At 70.6% G+C, this 15,686-nt stretch carries 19 protein-coding genes; 9 read left to right on the top strand and 10 right to left on the bottom strand.

The window, feature by feature from the left end; genetic code table 11:
* Together ABD056_RS05245 and ABD056_RS05240 are read right to left on the bottom strand one after the other, a co-directional pair.
* Positions 1-270 carry a hypothetical protein gene (locus ABD056_RS05245; RefSeq protein WP_343865078.1) on the bottom strand — a complete coding sequence of 90 codons (270 nt, stop codon included), beginning with the start codon at positions 268-270 and terminating at the stop codon, positions 1-3.
* Between the two features lie 3 nt (positions 271-273).
* Positions 274-678 (bottom strand): carboxymuconolactone decarboxylase family protein, encoded by a 405-nt coding sequence (locus tag ABD056_RS05240; RefSeq protein WP_343865076.1) that lies wholly within the window; start codon positions 676-678, stop codon positions 274-276.
* A gap of 146 nt (positions 679-824) precedes the next feature.
* Between ABD056_RS05240 and ABD056_RS05235 the strand changes: the two genes are divergently transcribed.
* Positions 825-1,106 carry a DUF7218 family protein gene (locus ABD056_RS05235; RefSeq protein WP_343865074.1) on the top strand — a complete coding sequence of 94 codons (282 nt, stop codon included), beginning with the start codon at positions 825-827 and terminating at the stop codon, positions 1,104-1,106.
* A gap of 20 nt (positions 1,107-1,126) precedes the next feature.
* Here ABD056_RS05235 and ABD056_RS05230 read toward each other — a convergent pair whose 3' ends face one another.
* Positions 1,127-2,818, bottom strand: a complete 1,692-nt coding sequence (locus tag ABD056_RS05230) for a Na/Pi cotransporter family protein (protein WP_343865072.1) — start codon at positions 2,816-2,818, stop codon at positions 1,127-1,129.
* A 252-nt stretch (positions 2,819-3,070) separates the two neighbouring features.
* Here ABD056_RS05230 and ABD056_RS05225 point away from each other — a divergent pair, with 252 nt between their 5' ends.
* Positions 3,071-3,751, top strand: a complete 681-nt coding sequence (locus ABD056_RS05225) for a response regulator transcription factor (protein ID WP_343865070.1) — start codon at positions 3,071-3,073, stop codon at positions 3,749-3,751.
* Positions 3,752-3,978: 227 nt separating this feature from the next.
* Here ABD056_RS05225 and ABD056_RS05220 read toward each other — a convergent pair whose 3' ends face one another.
* Positions 3,979-4,182 carry a helix-turn-helix domain-containing protein gene (locus ABD056_RS05220; protein ID WP_343865068.1) on the bottom strand — a complete coding sequence of 68 codons (204 nt, stop codon included), beginning with the start codon at positions 4,180-4,182 and terminating at the stop codon, positions 3,979-3,981.
* 204 nt (positions 4,183-4,386) lie between these two features.
* Between ABD056_RS05220 and ABD056_RS05215 the strand changes: the two genes are divergently transcribed.
* Entirely contained in the window at positions 4,387-4,836 is a 450-nt protein-coding gene (locus tag ABD056_RS05215) for a CoA-binding protein (RefSeq protein WP_343865067.1), read from the top strand.
* Between the two features lie 38 nt (positions 4,837-4,874).
* On the opposite strand, the gene ABD056_RS05210 is transcribed toward ABD056_RS05215, so the two are convergent.
* Both ABD056_RS05210 and ABD056_RS05205 read right to left on the bottom strand, forming a co-directional pair.
* Positions 4,875-6,110, bottom strand: a complete 1,236-nt coding sequence (locus tag ABD056_RS05210; RefSeq protein WP_343865065.1) for an MFS transporter — start codon at positions 6,108-6,110, stop codon at positions 4,875-4,877.
* A gap of 224 nt (positions 6,111-6,334) precedes the next feature.
* On the bottom strand, positions 6,335-7,720 hold the full coding sequence (locus ABD056_RS05205) for a glutamine synthetase family protein (protein ID WP_343865064.1): 1,386 nt from the start codon (positions 7,718-7,720) through the stop codon (positions 6,335-6,337).
* Positions 7,721-7,920: 200 nt separating this feature from the next.
* Here ABD056_RS05205 and ABD056_RS05200 point away from each other — a divergent pair, with 200 nt between their 5' ends.
* From ABD056_RS05200 to ABD056_RS05190, 3 genes are all read left to right on the top strand, one after another.
* Positions 7,921-8,493: a hypothetical protein gene (locus tag ABD056_RS05200; RefSeq protein WP_343865062.1), complete on the top strand. Its 573-nt coding sequence runs from the start codon at positions 7,921-7,923 to the stop codon at positions 8,491-8,493.
* Positions 8,494-8,662: 169 nt separating this feature from the next.
* Positions 8,663-8,890, top strand: a complete 228-nt coding sequence (locus ABD056_RS05195; protein ID WP_343865061.1) for a hypothetical protein — start codon at positions 8,663-8,665, stop codon at positions 8,888-8,890.
* 164 nt (positions 8,891-9,054) lie between these two features.
* On the top strand, positions 9,055-9,489 hold the full coding sequence (locus ABD056_RS05190) for a hypothetical protein (RefSeq protein WP_343865059.1): 435 nt from the start codon (positions 9,055-9,057) through the stop codon (positions 9,487-9,489).
* A 108-nt stretch (positions 9,490-9,597) separates the two neighbouring features.
* Here ABD056_RS05190 and ABD056_RS05185 read toward each other — a convergent pair whose 3' ends face one another.
* Both ABD056_RS05185 and ABD056_RS05180 read right to left on the bottom strand, forming a co-directional pair.
* Positions 9,598-9,969 (bottom strand): response regulator, encoded by a 372-nt coding sequence (locus ABD056_RS05185; protein WP_343865057.1) that lies wholly within the window; start codon positions 9,967-9,969, stop codon positions 9,598-9,600.
* Complete coding sequence (locus ABD056_RS05180) at positions 9,966-11,864, bottom strand: PAS domain-containing protein (protein ID WP_343865055.1); 1,899 nt, start codon at positions 11,862-11,864, stop codon at positions 9,966-9,968. The genes ABD056_RS05185 and ABD056_RS05180 overlap by 4 nt, the downstream gene beginning before the upstream one ends.
* 187 nt (positions 11,865-12,051) lie before the next feature.
* On the opposite strand from ABD056_RS05180, the gene ABD056_RS05175 reads away from it, so the two are divergent.
* Positions 12,052-13,479, top strand: a complete 1,428-nt coding sequence (locus ABD056_RS05175) for an NAD-dependent succinate-semialdehyde dehydrogenase (protein ID WP_343865054.1) — start codon at positions 12,052-12,054, stop codon at positions 13,477-13,479.
* 80 nt (positions 13,480-13,559) lie between these two features.
* On the opposite strand, the gene ABD056_RS05170 is transcribed toward ABD056_RS05175, so the two are convergent.
* The gene (locus ABD056_RS05170) at positions 13,560-14,114 is read right to left on the bottom strand and encodes a PRC-barrel domain-containing protein (RefSeq protein ID WP_343865052.1); all 555 of its coding nucleotides are present in this window, start codon (positions 14,112-14,114) and stop codon (positions 13,560-13,562) included.
* Between the two features lie 177 nt (positions 14,115-14,291).
* The gene (locus tag ABD056_RS05165; RefSeq protein ID WP_343865050.1) at positions 14,292-14,465 is read right to left on the bottom strand and encodes a hypothetical protein; all 174 of its coding nucleotides are present in this window, start codon (positions 14,463-14,465) and stop codon (positions 14,292-14,294) included.
* A 417-nt stretch (positions 14,466-14,882) separates the two neighbouring features.
* Between ABD056_RS05165 and ABD056_RS05160 the strand changes: the two genes are divergently transcribed.
* Positions 14,883-15,200 (top strand): hypothetical protein, encoded by a 318-nt coding sequence (locus tag ABD056_RS05160; RefSeq protein WP_343865049.1) that lies wholly within the window; start codon positions 14,883-14,885, stop codon positions 15,198-15,200.
* Positions 15,201-15,228: 28 nt separating this feature from the next.
* The coding region (locus tag ABD056_RS05155) for a RibD family protein (RefSeq protein WP_343865047.1) at positions 15,229-15,686 on the top strand (458 nt) is incomplete at its 3' end.

The raw sequence follows: 15,686 nt of genomic DNA, 5'->3' as shown, positions 1-15,686 counted from the left end.
TCACCCCTCCGGCGGTGGCGGTGCTGGCGGCGGCGGAGGGGGCGGGGTGGTGGAGTGGCGGCGGTGCATGGCGGTGCCGGCCCATACCACCAGCGCGCCGATGGCGAAGCCGGGCAGCTGGCTGACCAGGACCACCAGAATAAAGGCCGCCGCCGAGCCCTGCGGCGGCACCGAAAGCAGCGTCCACCCGGCGCTGACCAGGAAGCCGCCGGCGATCACCGCGCCGGTGGCCTGCACGACGCGGGCAATGAAGCGTCCGTTGGCCGACATGACTCAGTCCTCCTGCACGACGGTGGAGGCGGCGGCATCGGCGGCGGCGAATACCTCCTTGGCGGCGAACAGGCCTTCCAGCGCCGCCGGAAAGCCGGCGTAGGGGGCCAGCTGCATCAGCACCTCCACCAGTTCCTCGCGCGTCACGCCGGCATTGAGGGCGGCGCGGATGTGGATTTTCAGTTCCTTCGGCGCATTGCCCATGGCCGCCAGGGCCGAGACGATGGCGATCTGGCGGTCGCGGGCCGGCAGGCCGGGGCGCGAATGCAGGTCGCCGTAGGGGAACTCCACCACCATGCGGGCGAAGTCCGGCGCCACGGCGCGCAGGTCGTCGAGGAAATCGTCGCCGACCACGCCATGCAGCTGGCGCAGGCGGTCGAGCCCGCGGGTGAAGCGCTCGTCGGTCACGGCATCGGCTCCGGCTATCACATCCGGCGGTCGTCATACCTGCCCGAGGCGCCGCGGTAAAGCCACCGCAGGCGATCCCGCCGCCGCCGGCGGGCGTTCTCCGCTCGCAGGGGCGCGTTTCCCCTCCGCAACGACAGGAGCCCCCCATGGTCAAGGACCACGGCAGCCAGATCAAGGACGACAAGACCTACGAGCGCCTGCGCGACCAGGGCGCCAGCAAGGGCAAGGCGGCGCGCATCGCCAACGCCCAGGCGAAGAGCAAGGCCTCCCACGGCGGCACGTCGGAAACGGCCGCCAAGGGCGGTCGCCACGGTCGCTATGAGGACTGGAACAAGGACGACCTCTATCAGCAGGCGAAGAAGGTGGGCATCGCCGGGCGGTCGAAGATGAGCAAGGACGCCCTCATCGACGCCCTGCGCAACCACTGACCCCGGCGCCGGCCGGACGGCTACTCCGCCGCCGCGTCGCGGGGAGGCTCCTCCTCATACACCGGCTGCGGGTCGGCCAGGGCGCGGCAGATGCGCTTGCAGAAATAGTAGATGCGGCGCAGCTGCTCGATCAGCTCCATCTCGCGGGTATAGGCCGCCACCCGGTTGGGCTCGTGCGCCAGCAGTCGGGCGGCGCCGTGGCGGGTGGCCCGCTGCACCTGGGCGGAGATGTCGGCCTTCATGGCGATGACCCGCCGCGCCGCCTCCAGATCCCCGGCGCGCACCGCCTCCAGGGTGCCGTCCAGGGCATCCAGCACCTTGGCGTGGAGGTCGGCGACCTGGCGGGCGCTGTGGTCGCTGATGGCGACCTTTTCCTCCAGCCGGCGGCGGCCGATGGTGACCATGTCAGTCTCCACCAGGTCGCCGATGCTCTCCAGCCCGCGCGCTGCCTCCATCAGGCCGATGTAGGCGGTGGCCTGGGTGCGGGTGAGAGTGCGGCCGCCGATGCGGCGCAGGTAGTCCATCACCGACTCATAGAGGGCGTCCACCGCCACATCCATGCGCGCCACCGCCTCCAGCGCCGGGCGCGAGCCCTGGGTGGCGGCCGGCAGCACCGCCACCAGCATGCGCCGCACCCGCTGCCCCAGGTCGCCCAGTTCCAGGCGCACGGCATCCAGGGCGGCCGGCGGGCTTTCCAGCAGGGCGGTATCGAGGTAGCGCGGACGCGGCCGTTCCTCCTCCCCCGGCATCACCGGCCGCTCCGGCACCAGCCACAGGATCAGGCGGGTGAGCGGGCCGGTGAACCAGATCATCACCGCCACATTGATGACGTTGAACAGGGTGTGGGCGTTGGCGATCTCGCGCGCCGGATTGCCCGGCGTGAGGCCGACCACCATGGCCTCCAGCTGGGCGATGAACGGCAGCCAGGCGATGACGCCGATGACGTTGAACAGGATGTGCGCCAGCGCCGCCCGCACCGCTTCCCGCGGGCGGCCGATGGCGGCCAGGATGGCGGTGGCGCAGGTGCCGATGTTGGCGCCCAGCAGCACGGCGATGCCGGCATCCAGCGGGATCAGCCCCTGGCTCGCCATGGTGATGATGATGCCGAGGGTGGCGGCGGAGCTTTGCACCACCGCGGTGAAGATGAACCCGGCCAGCACGCCCCACACCGGCTGCTGCAGCGTCGCCACCGCCTCGCGGAACTCCGGCGAGCCGCGCAGGGGCGCCATGGCGTCGCTCATCATGTCCATGCCGAGGAACACGAAGCCGAGGCCGAGCACCACCGACGCCCAGTGCTTCACCACCTCGTTGCGGGCCATGAAGACGACGGCGAACCCGACGGTGATGAGCGGCAGCGCCGCCTCGGTGATCTTGAAGGCGACCAGCTGGGCGGTGACGGTGGAGCCGATGTTGGCGCCCATGATGACGCCCACCCCCTGCGCCAACGTCATGATGCCGGCGGAGATGAACCCGACCACCAGCACCGTCGTCACCGACGACGACTGGATCACCGCCGTCACCACGGCGCCGGTGAAGGCGCCGACGAAGCGGTTGCCGGTCAGCGCCGCCAGAACCCGCCGCATGCTGTCGCCGGCCACCGAGCGCAGGCCCTGCGACAGCGTCTCCAGCCCGAACAGGAACAGCGCCAGGCCGCCCAGCAGGCCGATGACGATGGTGGTGACAGGCAGTTCCGACGCGCCGACGGTCTCCATGGCGCCCCTCCCCCCGGTGGACGGCCTTGGGCCGCCTTGTTCCTTCCCCGCGCCGCTCCGCCTCCCGCTCTCCCTCGGTCGAGGCAAACCGCACAGAGTGCGTCTTTGGCAGCATACAGGCAGCCGCTTCCCGTGACAACTGCATGACAATCGGCAGCCTTGACCGTGCCGGGAATCGCTGCATCCTTCCTGTAAGACCCAGGAGAACAACCGGCGGCAGAGTGGGAGCGGATGGCGAGGCGGGACAGGCTGGTGATCGTCGATGACGACCATGCCGTGCGGGAACTGACGGGCGATTACCTGCGGCGGGAAGGGTTCGACGTGTGGGAGGCCTCAACCGTCGCCGCGGCGCTGGAAGGGGCGCCGCGCTGGGCGGCCGACTGCTACCTGCTCGACATCCGCCTGCCCGACGGCGACGGCTTCGACTTGGCCCGCCACCTGCGCGGCAGCAGCGATGCCGGCATCATCTTCGTCTCCGGCCGCGCCGACACCATGGACCGGGTGATCGGGCTGGAACTGGGCGCCGACGACTATGTGGTCAAGCCGGTGGCCCTGCGCGAACTGCTGGCCCGCGTGCGCAGCGTGCTGCGCCGCCGCCGGCCGCCGCCGCCGGCCGATTACTCGGTCCACACCTTCGACGGCTGGACCATCGACCTCACCCGCCGCGAGCTGGCCGACCCGCAGGGCGCGCCGGTGCGGCTGACCCGCGGCGAGTTCGACCTGCTGGCCGCCCTGGTGCGGTCCCCCGGCCGCCCGGTGGCGCGCTATTACCTGGTGGAGGTGGTCTCCAACCGCGATCCCGACGTGGGCGAGCGCACGGTCGACACGCTGGTCTCCCGCCTGCGCCGCAAGATGGAGGCGAACCCGCGGGCGCCGCGGCTGATCGTCACCGTGCAGGGGGTCGGATACAAGCTGGCGGCGCAGGTCCGATAGGCGAAAGCGGGCATCCGCACGGCGACAGCGGTTGAAATGGCCGCCATTTGCCCCATGTCCAAGGGGTGACGAGAAGACTTCCCCTTCTTCGATCAGATCCCGTCCTTGCGGCGAACGGCGTCCCCTTGCCGTTCGCCGCTTTTTTGTCCGGCTCTCGAATGCACAAGGGCCCGGCATGACGGCCGGGCCCTTGTGTCAGGGTGACAGACTGCTGCGGAGAAGCGGCCTCAACGGCCGTCGTCGGAGGCCGGCGCCGGGATGTTGGCGTGGGCGTCGGCGAAGACCTCCAGGTCCCTGACGGCGATGCGCCAGTCCCGCCCAACCTTGATGGCGCGCAGCTTGCCGTGGCGGATCCAGTCGCCCACCGTGCGGGGGGTGACCTTCATGCGCTCCGCCACTTCGTTGACGGTCAGCATGGGAGCCCGAAACATGCGCGTACTCCAAACCTTGCCATACGGGCTCCCGCCTGCGCATCAACGCGCCGAACAGGGACTACCCTTCCGAAAACGCATATAAACACATGCGGGCGGGTTTCAACCAGCACCACATGGGTGACATGCCCCATCCACAGGGCAGCCGACCCGCCGCCGCCGGCGTAGGATGCCCGAACACCCCCATCGGACGGAGGACCAGCCATGCCCGCCGAGCCCGACGACCTGCTTTATGCCTCGGTTGACGAGCGTGTCCATGCCCTGCTGACCTCGTGCCGGCGCATCGCGGTGGTCGGCGCCTCGCCGAAGCCGCATCGGCCGAGCCACCGGGTCGCCGCCTTCCTCGCCCGCCACGGCTACGACGTGGTGCCGGTGAACCCCGGCCACGACAGCATCGACGGCCGGCCGTGCTACCCGTCGCTGGCGGCGGTGCCGGGGCCGGTGGACATGGTGGACATCTTCCGCCGCTCCGACCGCGCCGGCGACATCGTCGACCAGGCCATCGCCCTGAAGCGGGAGAAAGGCATCCAGGGGGTGTGGATGCAGCTGGGGGTGATCGACGAGGACGCGGCGGAACGGGCCCGCGCCGCCGGCCTGATCGTCGTCATGGACCGCTGCCCGGCGATCGAGATGCCGCGCATCGGCCTCGGCTGAGGGGCGGCGCAACGGGCGGGCTGGCGGCCCGCCCGCCCCTACTCCGCCGGCACCGGCACCGGAACCGGCTTGGGCTGGCCGCCCGGCAGGCGCAGGGCGATGGCGGTGATCAGCGCCGCCGCCACCGCCAGCCCGATGTAGAGCCAGAAGAAGTCGCCGCTCACCCCGCGCACCCAGCCCGCCAGCTGGACGCCGAGGCCGGAAATGCCAAAGGCGATGACGAACTTGGCGCCATAGGCGGTGGCCCGCCAGCGCGGCGGCGTGAACTTGGCGAGCAGGCTGTTCTCCGCCGGCAGGGCGCCGATGTTCAGCGTCACCATCATCATGGCGGCCAGCAGCAGCGGCACCCCGGCCAGACTGGCGGCCGCCGCCAGCAGCGGGATCTGCACCAGGTACATGCCGATGTAGACCGTCTTCAGCGGATAGCGGTCGGCCAGCTGGCCGCACCACACCTGCAACAACCCGGCGACGCCGTAGACGATCATCACCGCCGTGCCGACGCCGAGGGTGCCGGAACCGCCGATCCAGTCGCCCAGCCGCTCCTCGAACAGCTTCGGCAGGCTCGATTGCGTGGCCTGATAGATGAGGCCGCCGCACAGCATGCACAGCGCCAGCACGAGGTAGGCGCGCACCGTGTCGCGGCGGTCGGGATCGGCCTGCGGGGCGGCATCGCGGCGGGTTTCATGGACGACGCCGGTGCGCAGCAGCACCACGAACACCGCCCCCAGCACCAGCACCACCACCGCCGGCACGATGAAGGCGGAACGCCAGCCGAACCACTCGATCAGGGCGCCGGCCGTCACCCCCGCCGCCGCCGGGCCGAGGCCGCCGAACACGCCGTTGAACCCCAGCGCCTTGCCGCGGTTGGGGGAGGACCGCACCAGCCACGCGATGCCGACCGGGTGATAGATCGACCCGAACAGCCCCATGGCCATCAGCGCCAGCGACAGCTCCAGCGGCGTCGCCGCCATCCCCACCCACAGGCCGGATGCGCCGAGGCCGAGGAAGTAGACCGCCATCATGCCGGTCGCCGACCAGCGGTCGCCCAGCCAGCCGGCCAGCGGCGCGGCCAGGCCATACAGCAGCTTGCCGACGATGATCAGGCTGAGGGCGTGTTCATAGGAGATGTCGAACTGCTTCGGCAGCACCAGGGCGACCACGTAGAACACGGGCTCGAACAGGTGGCTGAAGAAGTGGGCGATGCCGGCAATCCACCCGACCGTGCGGGCCTCGCGCAGGGAAGAAGCGGCAGCGGCGGCGGCAGGGGCGGACATGGACGTCTCCCAAAGGACAGGCGGGAGAGCATAGGCCCTCCCGCCCGACCCGGCCCAGGTCCATTTACCCGGATTAAGCCAAGCTGCACTGACAGCGCCTCATTGCAGCTTGGCAAGCGCGACCGCGCGCCGCCGCTTATGCGGCGTAAGCCAAGGCCGCGAGGAGCGGCCGCCCGGCGCCTGAGGGCGCAGCCTTGATCGGGTCCGATCAAGGCTGCCTAGCATCAAACGTTCAGCAGCAGATACTCGCGCTCCCACGACGAAATGACGTCCTGGTAGGCGTCCCACTCCGCTTCCTTCACCGCCGCATAGACGCGGCAGAAGCTCTCGCCCAGCACTTCCTGCAGCTTGCGGGCGTGGGCGAAGCGGTCGATGGCTTCCGGCATGTGGCGCGGCAGGGCGTGCGCCTTGGTGTAGCCCGAGCCGGTGATCGGCTTGGTGGGCTCGATCTGCTCGATCATGCCGAGGTAGCCACAGGCCAGCGACGCCGCCATGGCGAGGTAGGGGTTGGCATCGGCCCCCGACAGGCGGTTTTCCACCCGCATGGCTTCCGGCTGGCAGAACGGCACTCGCAGGCCGACGGTGCGGTTGTCGCGGCCCCAGTGCATGTTGATGGGGGCGTTGTAGTTGCGCACCAGCCGGCGGAAGCTGTTGACGTTGGGCGCCAGCATCAGCATGGCCTGCGGCAGGTACTTCTGCAGGCCGCCGATGTGCCAGCGGAACAGGTCCGTCTCGGTGCCGTCGGCGGTGGCGAACAGGTTCCTGCCCGTCGCCGGGTCGACGATCGACTGGTGCATGTGCATGGCGCTGCCGGGCTGGCCTTCCAGCGGCTTGGCCATGAAGGTGGCATAGACGTCGTGGCGCAGCGCCGCCTGGTGGACGGTGCGCTTGAACAGGAACACCTGGTCGGCCAGGCTGAGCGCTTCACCGTGGTTGAAGTTGATCTCCATCTGCGCGGCGCCGCCCTCGTGGTGCAGCGTGTCGACGTCCAGATCCTGCGCATCGCAGTAGTCGTAGACGTCCTCGAACAGCGGATCGAACTCGTTCACGGCGTCGATGCCGTAGGCCTGGCGCCCGATTTCCGGCCGGCCGGAGCGGCCGATCGGCGGCTCCAGGGGGTAGTCGGGGTCGGCGTTCACCTTGACCAGGAAGAATTCCAGCTCCGGCGCGATGACCGGCTTCCAGCCCTTGTTCTCGTACAGGCGCAGCACGTTCTGCAGAACGTGGCGCGGCGAGATGTCGACCGGGCGGCCGTCGCGATGGATGCAATCGTTGATGACCTGGGCGGTCGGCTCCTCGTACCACGGCACGATGCGGATGGTGGAGGCGTCCGGCCGCAGGTAGATGTCGCCGTCGACTTCGTCGATGACGTCTTCTTCCGGGTATTCCCCGGTCACGGTCTGGATGAACACGCTTTCGGGCAGGCGCAAGCCCCGGTCGGTCAGGCCCGAGAGGAACTTGTGGGCGGGCAGGATCTTGCCGCGCGGGATGCCCGACATGTCGGGAACGAGGCATTCGACCTCGGTGACGCCGCGCGAGCGGATCCACTCGGTCAGATACGCGACGGACTGTTCAGGCGTGTGCTGCGGGGCTGTGTTGTCATTTGGCATATCACTCACGCAGGTTGTTGCGAATACCGTACTATAGCGCGACTGTCGGCTTTTGCGACAGGGCCGGAGTGGTTGCGAACGCCCGATCCACCTCGCGCGATGCGTTCATGGCCCATTCACTTGCGCAACCGCTTACGGCGTAGGAGAATGTACGACCTTGGGAGGGGCGGGCCCCTTCCGGATGGTTGGGATGCCCTGCCATGTCCATGTCTTCCGTCGCCGGCATGACCATCGCCCTGGCCCTGCTCGCCGTGCTGGTCATCGGTCTTCTTTCCTACATGTCGTCGCTGGTGCGCAAGGCCTATGAGCTGAAGGTGGAGGTCAATGCCCTCATCGACCACCGCCTGAAGGAGGTGGAGGAGCACATGCTCGGCCGCGGCCGGCAGATGCGCCGCGACCTGCAGGAAGAACTGGGCAAGATCCGCGACGGCATGGCGCGCGAGGCGGAAAGCCACCGGCAGGACGTCACCGCCGCCGCCACCGCCCAGGTGGCCGCGCTGCGCAGCGATACCGAGGCCATGCGCGCCGCCCTGGTGCAGGCACTGGAAGACGCCGGCCGCCGTCAGCGCGAGTTGCAGCGCACGGTGGAGGCCCTGCAGCGCGACCTCGTCCGGCTGTCCGCCGCCGCCGCTGTCCCGCGCCCGGCGACCGGCACTGTCGCCGCTGCCGTCGCGGCACCGGCCACGCCGCAGCGCCCGCCGCCGCACCCGCTGCCGCCGGAGATGGAAGACGATTCGCCGCCGCTCGACCTTCGCGCGATTCCCGGCGGCTGACTTCCACCCCTGCCGCCGGTCGGGCGGCTGTAACCCGCAGAATACCGCAGCGCAGCAGTCGGGGGTTGCCAAAGGGGCTTGCGTGCGGCACCTTTCGGTTTAAGAACAACACGAGTTGAGGATACCTCCAGTTCACCCGATCCCCCACGGGTTCCCAAGGAGGCATTGCATGTCTGTCCGCACGCGCACCCCTTACGGCTTTGCCGTGACCGGCGCCCCCGGCGAGCGCGGCCCCTGCGCCGCCATCTCCGTGCCCAAGGTCTACGACTTCACCGGCGGCCGCACGCCGGAAATCCCCGAGGCGGAGCGGCCCTACGTCCGCCGCGACCTGCGCCCCATGGAAGGCGGCGCCCTGCCGCGTCCGCCGCTGCTGGACTTCACCCGCCGCGGCCGCTGATCCTCCCGCCCCTGCCGTCACCGCCCCGCCGGCCACTCTGCCACCGGCGGCGTAAGCCATGCGGCCAATCCACCGGCGACGAGGCCCCTCCGCCTGTGGTAGAAGAACGGCGGGCGCCCCGCTCGGCGGCGCCGTAGGAGCGGTACAGACAGAGAGTCCGGACGATGCTGCATCACCCGCGCGCCGCGCGCCGTCACCTTGCCCTTGCCGCCGCCGTCGCCGTGACGGCCGCCGCCCTGCTGCCGGCCGCCGCCGCTGCCCAGCAGGCGGCCGAAGGCTCCATCGGCACCAAGGTCATCAAGTCCATGCCGCCGGCGGTGGAAACCAAGGCCTGGACGGTGCGCGAATTCGGCGACGCCAAGGTCGGCTCGGTGTTCGAGGATGCCGACAGCGGCAAGCTGTTCACCGTGGTGTCGCAGACCGGCGCCGGCGTCACCTTCGTCATCAGCCAGGGCGACGAGCAGGAGATCTTCGAACTGCCGCTGATCTGGTCGGGCACCCAGAAGTCGGGCGAGACCTTCCGCACCGGCGACAGCTACGGCATCCTGCTCAACGACGGCCGCCTGCAGATGTACGTGCGGGCCATGAAGGCGAAGTAAGCCGCCGGCCACGCCGTCGCACGGAACCACGAAAACCCGGCCCGCCGCAGCCCGCGGCGGCCGGGTTTGTCGTTGGTGCGCCGCCGTCGCCGGCGGCGGCCGGGACCGTCAGTGCACCAGGGCGCGGTTGACGGCGGCCAGCAGTTCCTCGTCCTCGAAGGGCTTGAACAGCACTTCGGTGGCGCCGTGGGCCTGCGCCAGGTGGGCCTTCACCTCCAGCGGGGCGTCGGGGCCGCCGCCGGAGATGATCACCACCGGCAGTTCGGCGTGCACGCCGCGCACCTGCTTCAGGAATTCGATGCCGTCGACGCGCGGCATCCAGATGTCGACGATGGCGAGATCGAAGGTGCTCTGCCGCGCCACCGACAGGCCTTCCTCGCCGTCGGCGGCCTCAACCACCTCGAAGCCCGCGTCTTCCAGAGCCCCGCGAACCGCCTTGCGGACCAGGGGCTGATCCTCAACCAACAGAATGCGCTTCAAACCGCGATATCCCTTGCCTGCCGTTGCGAAGATGGCAGTTCGTCCGCGCACAGCGGAACGAACACCTCGAAGGACGCCCCTTCCCCGGGGGCACTGGTGACCACCACGTCACCGCCCCACCCCTTGGCGATGCCGTAGACGACGGACAGGCCGAGGCCGGTACCCTCGCCCACGGGCTTGGTGGTGAAAAACGGGTCGAACACGTTGGCGAGCACGCCCGGTTCCATGCCGCAGCCGTCGTCGGCCACCCGCAGCACCGCATAGGCGCCGGGGGCAAGGCCGCGCTCCTCGCCCAGCGGGTCGCCGGGCACCTGCACCCGGCGCAGGGCGACGGACAGGCGGCCGCGGCCGTCGGTGGCGTCGACGGCGTTACTCACTAGGTTCATGATCACCTGCGCCACGTCGGCGGTGCGCACGGCGGCGGTATCGGGCAGCGGCTCGATGGAGCGGTCGACCCGCACCGTCGGCGGCAGCACCCCGGCGGCGAAATCCACCGCCCGGCACACCGCCTCCGACAGCACCACCGGCCGGTTTTCCGCCCGGTCATGGCGCGAGAAGGTGAGCACGCCGCGCACGATGTCGCGGGCCTGCCGGCCGCTGGCGGCGATGTCGTCCAGCAGCGGCGCCACCGGCGAGCCGTCGCCGACCATGCGGCGGGCGCGGGTGGCGAAGGACAGCATGGGCTGCAGCAGGTTGTTCAGCTCGTGCGCGAGGCCGCCGGCCATCTGGCCCAGCGCCTCCAGCTTCTGGCGGCCGTACTGCAGCTTCATCCAGTTGCGGCGGGCGGTGATGTCGGTGCAGACGCCGATGTAGCCGAGGTAACGCCCCTCGGCATCGAAGCGCGGATTGCCGCTGATGCTGACCACCAGGGCGCGGCCGTCGGCCTGCCGCTGCGGGTAGACGAGGTTGCGGAACGGCTGCCGCGCCGCCACCGCCGCCTCGATCTCCGGCATGTCCTCGGCCGGCACGCGGGTGTCGAGCAGGTCGCGGCGGGCGAGGCCGGCGGCCCCCAGCTCGGTCACCCCGTCGCCGTTGCCGATGGCCGGGAACGGCACGAAGCGGTCGGTCTCGTCGGTCATCCAGAACCAGTCCGACGACAGCTGCGCCAGCTCGCGGAAGATGCCGCGCTCCGCCGCCAGGGCCTGCTGCAGGCCGTGGCGGGCGGTGACGTCGAGGGTGGAGCCGATGATGCGCACCGCCTTGCCGTCGCGCTCGATGCGGCCACGCACCAGCAGGTGGCGCTGACCGCCGGCGCCGTCGGGCGGCGAGAAGTCTAGCGTCACCGCCTCGTCGCCGCGGTCGACCGCCGCCAGCAGCTCCGCCCGCATGCGCTCCATGGTCGCCGGCGGCAGGGCCTGTTCCCAGTCCGCCCCGTCGCCGCCCGGTTCCGCCGGCAGACCGAGCAGCGCCGCCAGATTGACCTGCCGCAGCGGGCCGGAGCGGCGGTCGGCGCCCAGCGACCATTCCCACACCGCCACGCCGCCGGCTTCGGCGGCACGCAGCAGGCGGTCCTCGGCCATGCGGGCGGCGGTGACGTCCTGCGGCACGCCCATGATGCGCGCCACCCGGCCGTCGTCGTCCAGCAGCGGCGTCAGCGACACCTTCAGCCAGTGGACGCCGTCGTTCTGCAGAAAATCCTCGTAATCGATGGGCGCTGCCGCCGCCACGCATTCCTCCAGCCGCGCCCGCAGGCGTTCGGCGGCGGCTTGCGGCAGGGCGGCGTCCAGCGGGCGGCCGCGCAAGTCGGCATCGCGCAGGCCCGACAGCGCCTCCAGCCGGCGGTTGATGGCGACGAAGCTGAAGCCGCCGGCCGGCTCCACCGCCGCGACGAAGACGGGCGCGCCGATCGCCTGGATCAGCTCGCACACCGCATCGGGGGGCAAAGTGGTCAGCATTCTCGGGGCAGGCCCTGAAGACAGAATCCGTCAGGCGGAGAGTGGGGCAAAGCCGGATGCTGTGCAATGGCAAAAGAACGCCGCCCGGCGCGGCAGTTGCCAAGGCCGCCCCGCCCGGACAACAATCGGCGCACGCGCGAAGGCCGGGCGGGCGCGCGCCTCAACCAGAACAGCCAGGAGACGCTCCATGTATATCGACGGACAGTGGGTGCAGGCCGAAGGCGGCCGGACCTTCCCCGTCACCAACCCGGCCACCGGCGAGGAGATCGGCCAGGTGCCCGACGGCGGTGCCGCCGAGGCCCGCGCCGCCATCGCCGCCGCCGAGGCCGCCTTCGGCCCCTGGTCGCGCACCACGGCCTACCAGCGCTCGGGCTTCCTCTACCGCGCCTGGCAGATCATGCTGGAGCGCAAGGAAGACCTCGCCCGCCTGATGTCCACTGAACAGGGCAAGCCGCTGAAGGCCGCCCGCAACGAGGTGCAGTACGGCGCCGATTTCCTGCTGTGGTATGCCGAGGAAGCCAAGCGCGTCTACGGCGAGACCATCCCCGCCCCGCGCGGCGACCAGCGCTTCCTGGTGCTGAAGCAGCCGGTGGGCGTGGTGGCGGCGGTGACGCCGTGGAACTACCCCATCAGCATGATCACCCGCAAGGTCGGCCCGGCGCTCGCCGCCGGCTGCACCGTGGTGCTCAAGCCCGCCGAAGCGACGCCGCTGTGCGCGGTGGAAATGATGAAGGTGTTCGAGGCCGCCGGCCTGCCCAAGGGCGTGGTCAATCTGGTGACGGCGCTCGACCCCAAGCCGGTGGGGGAGGAATTCGTCACCAACCCGGCGGTGCGCAAGATCACCTTCACCGGCTCGACGCCGGTCGGCAAGATGCTGGCGTCGCAGGCGGCCGCCAACATGAAGCGGGTGTCGCTGGAACTGGGCGGCCACGCGCCGTTCATCGTCTTCGACGACGCCGATGCCGAACATGCCGCCAAGGGCGCCGGGCTGGTGAAGTTCCTCAACACCGGGCAGGCGTGCATCTCCCCCAACCGCTTCTTCGTCCACCGCAGCCAGGCGGAGCGCTTCGCCGCCGTGTTCGCTGATCGCGTCGGCAAGATGAAGGCGGGCTCCGGCCTCGACGACAGCGTCAGCATCGGCCCGCTGGTCAACGAGGCGGCCGTCGCCAAGGTGGAAGCGCAGGTGAACGATGCGGTCGCCAAGGGCGCCGTGGCCGTCGCCGGCGGCGCGCGACTGACCGAAGGGGCGCTCGCCAGGGGTCACTTCTTCGCCCCCACCCTGCTCACCGGGGTGACGCCGGAAATGCGCATCTACCGCGAGGAAACCTTCGGCCCGGTGGCGCCGGTGATCGTCTTCGACGACGAGGACGAGGTGCTGCGCATGGCCAACGACACCACCTACGGCCTCGCCGCCTACGTCTACACCCGCGACATCGGCCGGGCGTGGCGGTGCATGGAGGCGCTGCGGTTCGGCATCGTCGGCATCAACGACATCAACCCGACCGCCGCCGCCGCCCCCTTCGGCGGCATGAAGGAAAGCGGCCTCGGCCGCGAGGGCGGCCACGAGGGCATCGCCGAGTACTTGGAAACCAAGCTGGCCGGCTTCTCGGTCTGAGCCGGCCCGGCCCGCACGCACGAGAAAAGGCCCGCCGTTGCCGGCGGGCCTTTTCCGTCACGGAGAACCGATGAACCGCCTTAGTCGGTGGTCATCGGCTGACCGGCCGGCTGGCCGACCGGCTCGTCGGCAGCGGCCGGTTCCTCGGCCTCGTACTCAGGCAGCTCGGCGATCTGGTCGTCGGTCATCGGCAGGCGGACGCGGTCGGCATCCATCTGCAGATCGCTGGCGCTGACCACGTGGCGGCTCTTGCCCATGCCCAGGAACCCGCCGCGCTCGATCACCACCTGCGCGGTCTGGCCGTCGGTGCCGGGGATGACCTCGGCGATCTCGCCGGCTTCCTCGTCGTCCTGGCTATAGACCGTGGCGCCCACCAGCCCGTGCAGGGCGGCGGTGTCCATGGTGCCGGCATCGGCGTCGGTGTTGCCCGGCACCGCGGCGGTGCTTTCCGGGCTGGTGCGGGTGGCGGCGTCACCGTCCAGGCCGCTGTCCATGTCCGGGCTGGCGGCGGTCTCGTCGTTGGTGGTCACGGGCGGACGGTCTTCCATCGCACCCGGGGCGGTGTCCTGCGCGAGAGCCGGAGCGCCGAAGGCAACGGCGGTGATCACGGCGGCACTGGCGAGCATCCTTTTCATGGGTACGCTCCTTTCTAGTCTGTTTCCGGTGGACCCCAACCGGGTCTCTGAGCAATCAACGCAAGCGGTGCGGAGAAGTTGCACGGTCCCGTTTCTGTCACCGAAAAGACCATGGGCCGCCGAAGCATAGCATCCGGCGGCCCACATCTGTCGCAGCAGCGGCTTCTACTTGATGTCTTACAGCCGCTCCGGCATGCGGATGTCGCTCGGCTTGGCGTACCCTTCCGCGACCGCGATGGCCGCCGCCTTCAGGGTGTAAAGTTCCAGCCCTTCCACGCTGTCGGGGCGACGGACGGTGCGTTCCAGCTGACCGATGCGGGTGAGCAGGCGGTTATAGTCGCGGTGGGTCATGCGTCCCTCCTGGGTGCGATCAGATCCGGGGTCGGCGCGGTGTCTTCGGCAGCGCCGGGTTTTGCCTGATCAACGGCGGGCCGCGGGCGGCTGTTGCATGACCGATCCGTAATCCTTGCCAGGGGCAGCCGCGCACAAAAAAGGACCCGGACGCCGCGCCGGCGGCGTCCGGGCTCAGGTACAGGGAGGGGCCCCTCCGGGGGAATAGAGGGGCAGGAAGCATCCGGGCAGGGGTAGGGATCAGGATACTTCAGCCCCACTTACGCCGCGCCCGCCGGGGCGGTTCTCCACTGCTGACAATTTTTCGCAAAGTCAGCCGATCCTTGGGGGCAAGGGCGGCAACGCCCCCCGCCCGGTGGCGTTTCCATGGAAGATCCCGGGGCCGCGACGGCCCCGCCCGGACTGACGGAGGAGCCCATGCGCCCCGATGAAAAGACCGCCGTGCGCAAGCCGCGGCGGATAATCTTCACCCTGTGGGTGGCGGTCGGCATCGCCGGCGGCCTGTTCGTGCTGCTGGTGACACCGTTCACCGGCCGCTACAGCGGTCACGAGGTGGCGGCGCTGGCCGCCCTCAGCACCGTGTTCTTCTTCGGCATCACCGCCCTCGGCTGGCTGGTCTACCTCGCCATGAGCAAGCGGCGCAGCGGCCGGGTGGTCGGCCCCGGCACCCAGGGCGCCACCGCCTCGCGCGAGGCCGGCGATCCGCCCGCCGGCGCCCATCGCCGGCCGCACTGACCGGGTGCCGGCTGCGGGAGGCGCGCCCATGAGCCTTGATGCCGATGCCGCCTGGCGCCTGGTGCTGGCCCTGCGGCACCGTCCCTGCGACCGCCACGGCGCCGCCGACGTCACCGTGCGGCCGGACGGCAGCTGGGGCAGCAGCCAGCCGGTGGGCGCCGTCGCGGCCGCCCTGCTCGACCTCTACCTGCCGCTGGCGGCGGACGAGCGGTGGGTGGTCGGCCACCTGGGCCAGAGCCTGGACGGCCGCATTGCCTGTTCCAGCGGCCATTCCGCCAGCCTGACCGGCGGCGCCAACATCGACCATCTGCACCGCCTGCTCGCCCTGGCCGATGCGGTGGTGGTGGGCGCCGGCACCGCCCTGGCCGACGACCCGCAGCTGACGACGCGGCGGGTGGCAGGGCCGTCGCCGGTGCGGGTGATCGTGGCCGGGCGGCGGCCGCTCGATCCCGGCCTCGGCCTGTTCACCGACGGCCGCGCGCCGAC

The organism is Caenispirillum bisanense (assembly GCF_039523075.1).
Taxonomy (GTDB): Bacteria; Pseudomonadota; Alphaproteobacteria; order Rhodospirillales; family Rhodospirillaceae; genus Caenispirillum; species Caenispirillum bisanense.
This window is presented reverse-complemented; position numbering and strand designations above follow the sequence as displayed.

Coding starts and splice junctions, on each gene's coding strand:
- ABD056_RS05245 (WP_343865078.1), bottom strand. CDS start 270: ATGTCGGCCAACGGACGCTTCATTGCCCGCGTCGTGCAGGCCACCGGC.
- ABD056_RS05235 (WP_343865074.1), top strand. CDS start 825: ATGGTCAAGGACCACGGCAGCCAGATCAAGGACGACAAGACCTACGAG.
- ABD056_RS05230 (WP_343865072.1), bottom strand. CDS start 2,818: ATGGAGACCGTCGGCGCGTCGGAACTGCCTGTCACCACCATCGTCATC.
- ABD056_RS05220 (WP_343865068.1), bottom strand. CDS start 4,182: ATGTTTCGGGCTCCCATGCTGACCGTCAACGAAGTGGCGGAGCGCATG.
- ABD056_RS05215 (WP_343865067.1), top strand. CDS start 4,387: ATGCCCGCCGAGCCCGACGACCTGCTTTATGCCTCGGTTGACGAGCGT.
- ABD056_RS05210 (WP_343865065.1), bottom strand. CDS start 6,110: ATGTCCGCCCCTGCCGCCGCCGCTGCCGCTTCTTCCCTGCGCGAGGCC.
- ABD056_RS05205 (WP_343865064.1), bottom strand. CDS start 7,720: ATGCCAAATGACAACACAGCCCCGCAGCACACGCCTGAACAGTCCGTC.
- ABD056_RS05200 (WP_343865062.1), top strand. CDS start 7,921: ATGTCCATGTCTTCCGTCGCCGGCATGACCATCGCCCTGGCCCTGCTC.
- ABD056_RS05195 (WP_343865061.1), top strand. CDS start 8,663: ATGTCTGTCCGCACGCGCACCCCTTACGGCTTTGCCGTGACCGGCGCC.
- ABD056_RS05190 (WP_343865059.1), top strand. CDS start 9,055: ATGCTGCATCACCCGCGCGCCGCGCGCCGTCACCTTGCCCTTGCCGCC.
- ABD056_RS05180 (WP_343865055.1), bottom strand. CDS start 11,864: ATGCTGACCACTTTGCCCCCCGATGCGGTGTGCGAGCTGATCCAGGCG.
- ABD056_RS05175 (WP_343865054.1), top strand. CDS start 12,052: ATGTATATCGACGGACAGTGGGTGCAGGCCGAAGGCGGCCGGACCTTC.
- ABD056_RS05170 (WP_343865052.1), bottom strand. CDS start 14,114: ATGAAAAGGATGCTCGCCAGTGCCGCCGTGATCACCGCCGTTGCCTTC.
- ABD056_RS05165 (WP_343865050.1), bottom strand. CDS start 14,465: ATGACCCACCGCGACTATAACCGCCTGCTCACCCGCATCGGTCAGCTG.
- ABD056_RS05160 (WP_343865049.1), top strand. CDS start 14,883: ATGCGCCCCGATGAAAAGACCGCCGTGCGCAAGCCGCGGCGGATAATC.